The following is an 8,850-nucleotide window of genomic DNA, read 5'->3' on the forward strand; positions in this document are numbered from 1 at the left end:
ACCCCGAAAGTCCCGAATCCACCCCAAGCGGATCTCCTACTGCGCCTAGTAGGCTCCGAAACCCCTGTGCGCCTTGTCACCGCCGGTGGGACCTAAGGCCTTCCGATTCGGGACCAAAGTCCTGGAACCTTTACTACGCTTTCGCGTCGTGGTGGATCCCGTAGTCATGCGCATCGCGTCGAGCGTGGCGAGCCCGCTCATCAGGAAACTCTTCCAGTCGGAGGGCCCGGGCGCGGGCCTGGTCGACAGACCGGTCCGCATCGCCTCGTACGTCTCCTTCAAGGGCGAGAAACGCACCCTCGACGGCACCGATATGCACGATCTGGCGGCTGCCCTGGTCGACGAGGCCTTCCGTACGGGAGAGAGCCCGGCTCCCACCGACGAGCGATGGGCCGTGGTCGACGCGCTCACCACCACGCTCTACGCCCTGGGCGACCTCACCCTGAGCGACGTCGCGGCCGTGGAACTGGGCCACACCGCCCTGGCCCGCGAACTGCGCCGGGCGGCCGACACCCCGGAGCGCGAACTCTCCGCGGACGCCACGTACTTCTACGAACGTCTCCTGGAAACCGCCTGCCTGCACATCCTGAACTTCTTCACCCAGCGCTCCACGTTCATCCCGGCGACCCTGGTGACACAGAGCCGCAGGCAGGGCGAACTCATCGCGCTGATCGACGAGTTGATAGCCCGCAATCCCCTGCCGGGATCGGCCGACGCGGCCTTCGAGCGCCGCTACCTCGAACACATCGCGCAGAAGCACAACGCCCTCACCATCTACGGGATCGACCTGCGCGACTCTCCCGAGCGGTGGCCGCTGGACGCGGCTTATCTGAGCCTCAGCGCAACCTGCCCCGACACCCGCACGATGGACGCCTCAGGCGTACCGCTCACGCCTGACCCCGTCCGCCTCCACGCGGAGGACGCCTTCCTGGACCACGACCGGGTGCTGCTGCGGGGCGACGCGGGTTCCGGCAAGACCACCCTGGTCCAGTGGCTGGCGATCACCACGGACCGCGACCGGATCCCCTTCGTCCTGCCCCTGCGCACCCTGATCCGCTCCGACACTCTCCCCACACCGGACCGCTTCCTCACCTCCGTCGCCTGCCCGCATACCCCGCCGGACGGCTGGACCGAACGCGTACTGCGCTCCGGCCGTGCCCTGGTCATGGTCGATGGCCTCGACGAGATCCCAGGCCCCGACCGCACCCGCATCAAGGACTGGCTCCTCGACCTGACCCGCGCATTCCCGGGCAACCGCTGGCTTGTCACCTCACGCCCCACCGCCGTACGGCCCGATTGGCTGGACGGCTTCCGCGAGCTGACCCTCGCCCGCATGACCGACACGGACGTGGCGGCGTTCGTACAGCGCTGGCACCGGGCCGCGGACGCATGCTCGTACGAAACCGACCTCCTCAGCGCCCTGCGCGCCAAGCCGGACCTGGCCCGCCTCGCCACCAACCCCCTGATGTGCGGCCTGATCTGCGCCCTGCACCGCGAGCGCCGCGGCTACCTCCCCCAGGACCGCAAGGAGCTGTACGACGCGGCCCTCGCCATGCTTCTCACCCGCCGCGATCTGGAGCGCGGCATGAGTACACCCGACGGCCTCGAGATGAGCGAACCGGCCCGCCTCGCCCTACTCCAGCGCATCGCGTACGCACTGATCCTCAGCGGCCGTACCGAGATGGACGAGACCACCGCCGAGTCCCTCATCGACCGCGCCCTCCCCTCGATCACCATCAGCTCCGGCACCGCGGACGCCCCCGCTGTCTTCCGCCACCTCTTGCTTCGCAGCGGCCTGCTGCGCCAACCGGGCCCCGGCGTGGTCGACTTCGTCCACCGCACCTTCCTGGACTACCTGGGCGCCCGGGCCGCCGTGGAGGACGGCCACCTCGACGTCCTGGCGAGCCATGCGGCCGACCCTCAGTGGGAGGACGTGATCCGGATGGCGGTCGCCCATGCCCGCCCGCACGAACGGGTCGGACTCCTGGAGAAGTTGAAGACCGAGGCCGACCGTACGCAGACACCTGCGACCACCGGCGCCCGCCTGCGCCTGCTCGCCATGGCCTGCCTGGAACACGCAACGGAGCTGGACCCCCGGGTGCGGGCCGAGGTGGAGGCCCGGGCAGCCGAACTGATACCGCCACGAACCGTGGAAGAGGCCCGCGCCCTGGCCGAGGCGGGACCACTGGTGCTGGGGCTGCTGCCAGGTCCCGGGGGGCTGTCGGACGAAGTCGCGCACTATGTGACGGTCACCGCATCCATGATCGCCACGGATGCGGCACTCCCCGTGCTGAAGCGCTACTGCTCCCACCCAGATCTCCGCGTACGTGCACAACTCGTCGGCACCTGGCATCGGTTCAACACTGACGTGTACGCAGACGAGGTCATCGCCCACCTCGACCCCGACGATCTCTCCATCACAATCGACTCCCCCGAAAGACTGCGGGCGCTGGACAGGATGGGCCCCCGACCCTGCGTCGGACTGCACGGCCCCCACAGCATCGAGGACATGACTCAGGTCCTGGATCCCAGCCTGATCACGCGCCTGGCCCTCAGCGACAACCCCAACGTGAACGATCTCGCCTGGCTCACGCGCCTCACCGGGATGACCTCTCTGTCCTTGATCGACTGCCCCGCAGTCGCAGACCTCTCTCCGCTGGAAGACTTGCCTCTCACCAGCTTGCACCTCTATTCGCTGCCGGAACTCTCCGGCCTCAAAGGGCTACAGATACTCGACGGCCTCAAAACGCTCGGCTTCAGCGAGCTGGCTCTCCCCGGGAACGGCCTGTCCGCACTCCCGGCTTCTGCCCCACTGGAGTTCCTCTTCCTGGGCCGTAACACTCTCACCAGCAGCGGCCTGCGCGGGCTCGGCCGCTGGCCTACGCTCCAAACACTGAGCATCGGCCCCGAACCAGGCCCCCTCACCGCCAGGGACTGGGAAGAAGTGGCCGCCCTCCCTTCGCTCCAGTGTCTGAATCTCAACAGCAGGATGCTGGCGGCCGTGGAGAGCGCCCGCCCCTTTGCCCGCGTCGAGCAGCTCTTCCTGCCGCAGTTCACTGGGACCGAGGACCTCTCTGCCTTGCCTGCCCTCTTCCCTCATGTCCGTACGGTCACCCTGATCCCGCTACCAGGTCAGTCCGTCGACACGGGGCCCTACGAGAGCCTCTTCCCGGACGCAGCCCTCACCGCCCTCCCGCGCACGTACGGGTATTGAGCCGGACGCCATTCCCTTCCGGACGACGAGCGACAACACCCGCCTCCACTACGTCGACTACGGTCCGGCCGCCGTGCCGCCGCCCTGATCCCGGGCGTCGGCTTCAAGGTGTACGAGCATGTCGGGCAACTCAACGCCGATCTGCGGGAGTTCTGACCATCTGAGGCAGGAAGGGCAGAAAACGAGGAACGGCCCCGGAACCAGTCGGTTCCGGGGCCGCCCTCAGCGCAAGGCGTCAGCCGCCTACGCTTCCTTCGTCATGTTCGGGCCGGCGCCGCCTGCCGCCTGCTCGATCGGCGGGACGTCGGGCAGAGCCGACTTCTCCTCGCCGCGGAAGGTGAAGGTCTCCGCCTCACCCTCGCCCTCCGTGTCCACGACCACGATGTGGCCGGGGCGCAGCTCGCCGAAGAGGATCTTCTCCGAGAGGGTGTCCTCGATCTCGCGCTGGATCGTGCGTCGCAGCGGACGCGCGCCCATCACGGGGTCGTAACCCTTCTTGGAGAGCAGGTCCTTGGCGGACTGGCTGAGCTCGATGCCCATGTCCCGGTCGCGCAGACGCTCGTCCACACGGCCGATCATCAGGCCGACGATCTCGAGGATGTCGTCCCGCGTGAGCTGCGGGAAGACGACGACGTCGTCAACACGGTTGAGGAACTCGGGCCGGAAGTGCTGCTTGAGCTCGTCCGAGACCTTGTTCTTCATGCGCTCGTAGTTGGACTTCGTGTCGCCCTGGGCGGCGAAGCCCAGGTTGAAGCCCTTGGAGATGTCCCTGGTCCCGAGGTTGGTCGTCATGATGATGACCGTGTTCTTGAAGTCCACGACCCGGCCCTGGGAGTCGGTCAGGCGACCGTCCTCCAGGATCTGCAGAAGGGAATTGAAGATGTCGGGGTGGGCCTTTTCGACCTCGTCGAAGAGGACGACCGAGAACGGCTTCCTGCGCACCTTCTCGGTGAGCTGGCCACCCTCTTCGTAACCCACGTAACCGGGGGGAGAACCGAAGAGACGGGAAACCGTGTGCTTCTCGCTGAACTCCGACATGTCGAGGGAGATCAGTGCGTCCTCGTCGCCGAAGAGGAATTCCGCGAGTGCCTTGGACAGCTCGGTCTTACCGACACCGGACGGACCGGCGAAGATGAACGAGCCACCGGGGCGCTTCGGGTCCTTCAGGCCGGCCCGCGTACGGCGGATGGCCTTGGAGAGCGCCTTGACGGCGTCCTTCTGGCCGATGACGCGCTTGTGCAGCTCGTCTTCCATACGGAGCAGACGCGAGGACTCCTCCTCGGTCAGCTTGAAGACCGGGATGCCCGTCGCCGTGGCGAGGACCTCGGCGATGAGCTCGCCGTCGACCTCGGCGACGACGTCCATGTCGCCGGCCTTCCACTCCTTCTCCCGCTTGGTCTTCGCGGCCAGCAGCTGCTTCTCCTTGTCGCGGAGGGAAGCTGCCTTCTCGAAGTCCTGGGAGTCGATGGCCGACTCCTTGTCGCGGCGGACATTCGCGATCTTCTCGTCGAACTCGCGGAGGTCCGGCGGCGCGGTCATCCGGCGGATGCGCATCCTGGAGCCGGCCTCGTCGATCAGGTCGATCGCCTTGTCCGGGAGGAAGCGGTCCGAGATGTACCGGTCCGCGAGCGTCGCCGCCTGGACGAGTGCCTCGTCCGTGATGGAGACGCGGTGGTGGGCCTCGTACCGGTCGCGCAGACCCTTGAGGATCTCGATGGTGTGCTGGAGGGAAGGCTCCGCCACCTGGATCGGCTGGAAACGGCGCTCCAGCGCCGCGTCCTTCTCGAGGTGCTTGCGGTACTCGTCGAGCGTCGTGGCGCCGATCGTCTGGAGCTCACCACGGGCGAGCATCGGCTTCAGGATCGAAGCCGCATCGATCGCGCCCTCGGCGGCACCCGCACCCACCAGGGTGTGGAGCTCGTCGATGAACAGGATGATGTCGCCGCGGGTGCGGATCTCCTTGAGGACCTTCTTCAGACGCTCCTCGAAGTCACCGCGGTAGCGGGAACCCGCGACGAGCGCGCCGAGGTCCAGGGTGTAGAGGTGCTTGTCCTTGAGGGTCTCGGGCACCTCGCCCTTGACGATGGCCTGCGCCAGTCCTTCGACGACCGCCGTCTTGCCGACGCCGGGCTCGCCGATGAGAACCGGGTTGTTCTTGGTACGGCGCGACAGCACCTGCATGACCCGCTCGATCTCCTTCTCGCGCCCGATGACCGGGTCGAGCTTGGATTCGCGGGCAGCCTGGGTGAGGTTGCGGCCGAACTGGTCCAGGACGAGCGAGGTCGAGGGCGTGCCCTCGGCGGGACCGCCTGCTGCGGCGGTCTCCTTGCCCTGGTAACCGGAGAGCAGCTGGATGACCTGCTGCCTGACCCGGTTCAGATCGGCGCCCAGCTTCACGAGGACCTGGGCGGCTACGCCCTCGCCCTCGCGAATGAGGCCGAGCAGGATGTGCTCCGTACCGATGTAGTTGTGGCCGAGCTGAAGAGCCTCCCGGAGCGACAGCTCCAGGACCTTCTTGGCACGAGGGGTGAAGGGGATGTGGCCGGACGGGGCCTGCTGGCCCTGACCGATGATCTCCTCCACCTGCTGGCGGACCGCCTCGAGCGAAATCCCGAGGCTCTCCAGGGCCTTAGCGGCGACACCCTCACCCTCATGGATAAGGCCCAGGAGGATGTGCTCGGTGCCGATGTAGTTGTGGTTGAGCATCCGGGCTTCTTCCTGAGCCAGGACGACAACCCGCCGCGCGCGGTCGGTGAACCTCTCGAACATCGTTAATCGCTCCTCAGAGCGGTCGGGCAGTAAGAGGGGCGTGTCCCCTCCCCATGTCCTTCCGCATGCTAGTCCCGCAGGGCGGGACAGCTCATTCCAACTGCCGACACCCGTTCCGGACCTCCTGCCCCGAACAGCCGACAACTGCTCCAACCCGATGGTGCGAGACGATGTTCCCGCAGGCCAGGCAGATACCCATGTCTCCAGTACGCCGATGGCGAACGCGAGACGGCCTGAACTGCGTGTCGCCCCTTCCCACTAGGAATGTCTTACCCGTAACCACTGACACTCCATGCGGCGCACCCCGGTTCCGTCAGCTACGGGCGAACAACGTTGCGCCCCCGAATGCCTCCGTACGCCCCAGCAGCATCAACAGAGCGCAGTCGTACGGCGACACAACGTAACTCTTGTCCGTTCCGGGACGTTGCTCCGGTCATGGTCCTCGCCTTCCCCCTCCCCCAGCCGCGCTCGCCGCTCGACGACGGTGACCGGAGTCCCGATCCACAGGGCTGTGCGCAGTGGTACGGGACCTCGCTCGGCTGGGCCACCGCGGGCAGCGATCCGGTTCAGCTGCTGACCGGGCTGCGCTTCGATGTGCTGGAGCTGCCCGCCGACGCGGGGTTCGCCGTGCTCAGGCGGATCCCCGTGACCGGTCCTGTGGCCCTGGCGGGCCGGCGGATGCGGCTTCTGGTGGCGGCGGGGAGCGCCGACGAGCTGCCGGGGCTGCTCGACTGGCTGGAGTGGGGTTCGGTCCCGCTGGAGCTGACCGCCCTCGGCACGGGCGGTCTGATCACCGCTCCCGTACCGCCCTCCTGGCCCGGCTCGCAGGGGGCCGCCGTATGGCTGCGGCCCCCCGAGCCTGGGCACGAGGTGGAACCGACCCTGCCCGCGTTCCACGGATTCGGCGGAATCGGTGGAACCGGCGGGAACACCGGGCGCGGAGAGCGTGAGAGCACTCCGGACCTGGTGCGGCTCGTGGACACCGCGGCGACCGAATGCCACCGGGCCCGTTTGCTGCGTTGTGCGGGTGTTGCGGGCCGTACGGACTGTGCCGACCGTACGAAAAGTCAGCCGTTGGCCTGCTCGTAGAGCTCACGAATGTTCGCGGGCACACGGCCGCGGTCATTCACCTCGTGGCCATTCGCCTTCGCCCATGCGCGGATCTCGGCGGTGTCCTTGTTGCCACCGACAGCGATACGCGCCTTGCCGCGGCCCACCCCACGACCGCCGGTACGCCGGCCGGCCTTGGTGTACTCCTCGAGCAGACCGCGGAGCTTGTCCGCGTTGGCGGTGGTGAGGTCGATCTCGTAGGTCTTGCCGTCCAGCGCGAACGTCACCGTCTCGTCCGCCTCGACGCCGTCGAGGTCGTCGACAAGAAGGACCTGAACCTTCTGTGCCACCGGATATCCTTTCATCGAAAATGCAGTACGCGGAAAGGAAACCGCTTTTCCCAGGAAAACACAAACCCCTGTCCAAGGTTCAGGAGCGCGGTAACACGGGAAACGTGCGCGATTCGGACATAGGGTTCCGGGTCCGTTCCGGCGATCACAGGTGCAGAAGCATCCGGCTGTTGCCCAAGGTGTTCGGCTTCACTCGTTCGAGACCGAGGAACTCCGCGACTCCTTCGTCATAGGAACGCAGCAGCTCGGCGTAGACATCTCCGTCGACCGGTGTCTCGCCGATCTCCGTGAAGCCGTGCTTCGCGAAGAAACCGACTTCGAAGGTCAGGCAGAATACCCGGCGCACCCCGAGCCAGCGGGCGGTCTGCAACAACTTGTCGAGCACCAGGTGCCCGACTCCGGCCCCCCTGAACTCGCCGTCCACCGCGAGAGTGCGCACTTCGGCGAGGTCTTCCCACATCACATGGAGCGCGCCACAACCGACGACCTTGCCGTCATCGTCGCGTTCCGCCACCCAGAACTCCTGGATGGACTCGTAAAGCGTCACTGTTGCTTTGTCGAGGAGGATCCGCTCGGTGACGTACGCATCGAGGAGACGGCGAACCGCGGTCACATCGCTCGTCCTGGCCCGGCGCACTGTGACGGTTTTTACTGGTGCAGCTGACATACGCAGACGCTATCGTTCCGCGTTCTGCGCCTGCTCATCGCGTTCGGCGTCGCCCTGTACGACGCGTACGGCATCCTTCAGGGCCTCGCGCTGCTCCTGCGACATCATGCCGAAGAACGCCACTAGTGCGGCAGCCGGGTTGTCGCTCGTGGACCACGCTTCGTTCATCAGTGCGGCCGAGTAGGCGGAGCGCGTGGAGACCGCCGTATACCGATAAGCCCTGCCGGCTACTTCCCTGCGCACCCAGCCCTTCTGATGGAGATTGTCCATTACGGTCATGACGGTGGTGTAGGCGATGGACCGTTCCTGTTGAAGGTCTTCCAGGACTTCCCGGACGGTGACCGGACGGTTCCACTGCCAGACGCGGGTCATGACGGCGTCTTCCAGCTCTCCCAATTGGCGGGGCACAGAAGCACCATAGTGGGAGATGTTCGGAGATGTCATGAATGGCTGGTTATTTGCGCAGCAAAAAGGGCGTACGGCCGGAAAGCCATACGCCCTCGGTGCAGGTGCACCGGTCAGTCGGTGACCTTGGGGGTCTGCTGTACGGACTCGGCACGCGCCAGCGCCGCATCCACAGCCGCGTCTTCCTTGGCCTTGTTCGGTCCGCCCTGGCTCTTGACGATCGTCACGACCAGGCCGATGAAGAAGGCCGCCATCACCACAGGGGGCACAAGCGCGGAAACGTAGTCCATAGGGACAGAGTAGCTAGCCGGCCGCGCGCTGTTCGGGCGGGGGGACGGGGAGTCTGCGCGGCGGGAAGACCTCGGAGGGCTTGGGCGCCGGGCGGAGCGGGACGG

General features: G+C 66.7%; 7 protein-coding genes. 2 read left to right on the forward strand and 5 right to left on the reverse strand.

Annotated features, from left to right (window positions below):
• Positions 1–151: 151 nt before the first annotated feature.
• Positions 152–3,214: an NACHT domain-containing protein gene (locus J0695_RS14815; RefSeq protein ID WP_206962499.1), complete on the forward strand. Its 3,063-nt coding sequence runs from the start codon at positions 152–154 to the stop codon at positions 3,212–3,214.
• Between the two features lie 243 nt (positions 3,215–3,457).
• On the opposite strand, the gene J0695_RS14820 is transcribed toward J0695_RS14815, so the two are convergent.
• A complete protein-coding gene (locus J0695_RS14820; RefSeq protein WP_206962494.1) occupies positions 3,458–5,983 on the reverse strand; it encodes an ATP-dependent Clp protease ATP-binding subunit in 2,526 nt (841 codons plus the stop codon).
• 435 nt (positions 5,984–6,418) lie between these two features.
• Here J0695_RS14820 and J0695_RS14825 point away from each other — a divergent pair, with 435 nt between their 5' ends.
• Positions 6,419–7,072, forward strand: coding sequence for an SCO3374 family protein (locus J0695_RS14825; RefSeq protein WP_242552677.1), 654 nt, complete (start codon positions 6,419–6,421; stop codon positions 7,070–7,072).
• On the opposite strand, the gene J0695_RS14830 is transcribed toward J0695_RS14825, so the two are convergent.
• The 4 genes from J0695_RS14830 to J0695_RS14845 all read right to left on the reverse strand — a co-directional run bounded on the left by J0695_RS14830 (position 7,051) and on the right by J0695_RS14845 (position 8,745).
• Positions 7,051–7,383, reverse strand: coding sequence for a histone-like nucleoid-structuring protein Lsr2 (locus J0695_RS14830; protein WP_206962495.1), 333 nt, complete (start codon positions 7,381–7,383; stop codon positions 7,051–7,053). The two genes, J0695_RS14825 and J0695_RS14830, sit on opposite strands and share 22 nt — an antisense overlap.
• A gap of 145 nt (positions 7,384–7,528) precedes the next feature.
• Entirely contained in the window at positions 7,529–8,050 is a 522-nt protein-coding gene (locus tag J0695_RS14835; RefSeq protein ID WP_206962496.1) for an amino-acid N-acetyltransferase, read from the reverse strand.
• 9 nt (positions 8,051–8,059) lie between these two features.
• Complete coding sequence (locus J0695_RS14840) at positions 8,060–8,458, reverse strand: BlaI/MecI/CopY family transcriptional regulator (RefSeq protein WP_206962497.1); 399 nt, start codon at positions 8,456–8,458, stop codon at positions 8,060–8,062.
• Between the two features lie 110 nt (positions 8,459–8,568).
• A complete protein-coding gene (locus tag J0695_RS14845; protein WP_206962498.1) occupies positions 8,569–8,745 on the reverse strand; it encodes a hypothetical protein in 177 nt (58 codons plus the stop codon).
• Between the last annotated feature and the right edge of the window lie 105 nt (positions 8,746–8,850).

It is taken from the genome of Streptomyces beijiangensis, from assembly GCF_017315755.1.
Lineage (GTDB): Bacteria > Actinomycetota > Actinomycetes > Streptomycetales > Streptomycetaceae > Streptomyces > Streptomyces beijiangensis.

Coding starts and splice junctions, on each gene's coding strand:
- J0695_RS14845 (WP_206962498.1), bottom strand. CDS start 8,745: ATGGACTACGTTTCCGCGCTTGTGCCCCCTGTGGTGATGGCGGCCTTC.
- J0695_RS14835 (WP_206962496.1), bottom strand. CDS start 8,050: ATGTCAGCTGCACCAGTAAAAACCGTCACAGTGCGCCGGGCCAGGACG.
- J0695_RS14825 (WP_242552677.1), top strand. CDS start 6,419: ATGGTCCTCGCCTTCCCCCTCCCCCAGCCGCGCTCGCCGCTCGACGAC.
- J0695_RS14820 (WP_206962494.1), bottom strand. CDS start 5,983: ATGTTCGAGAGGTTCACCGACCGCGCGCGGCGGGTTGTCGTCCTGGCT.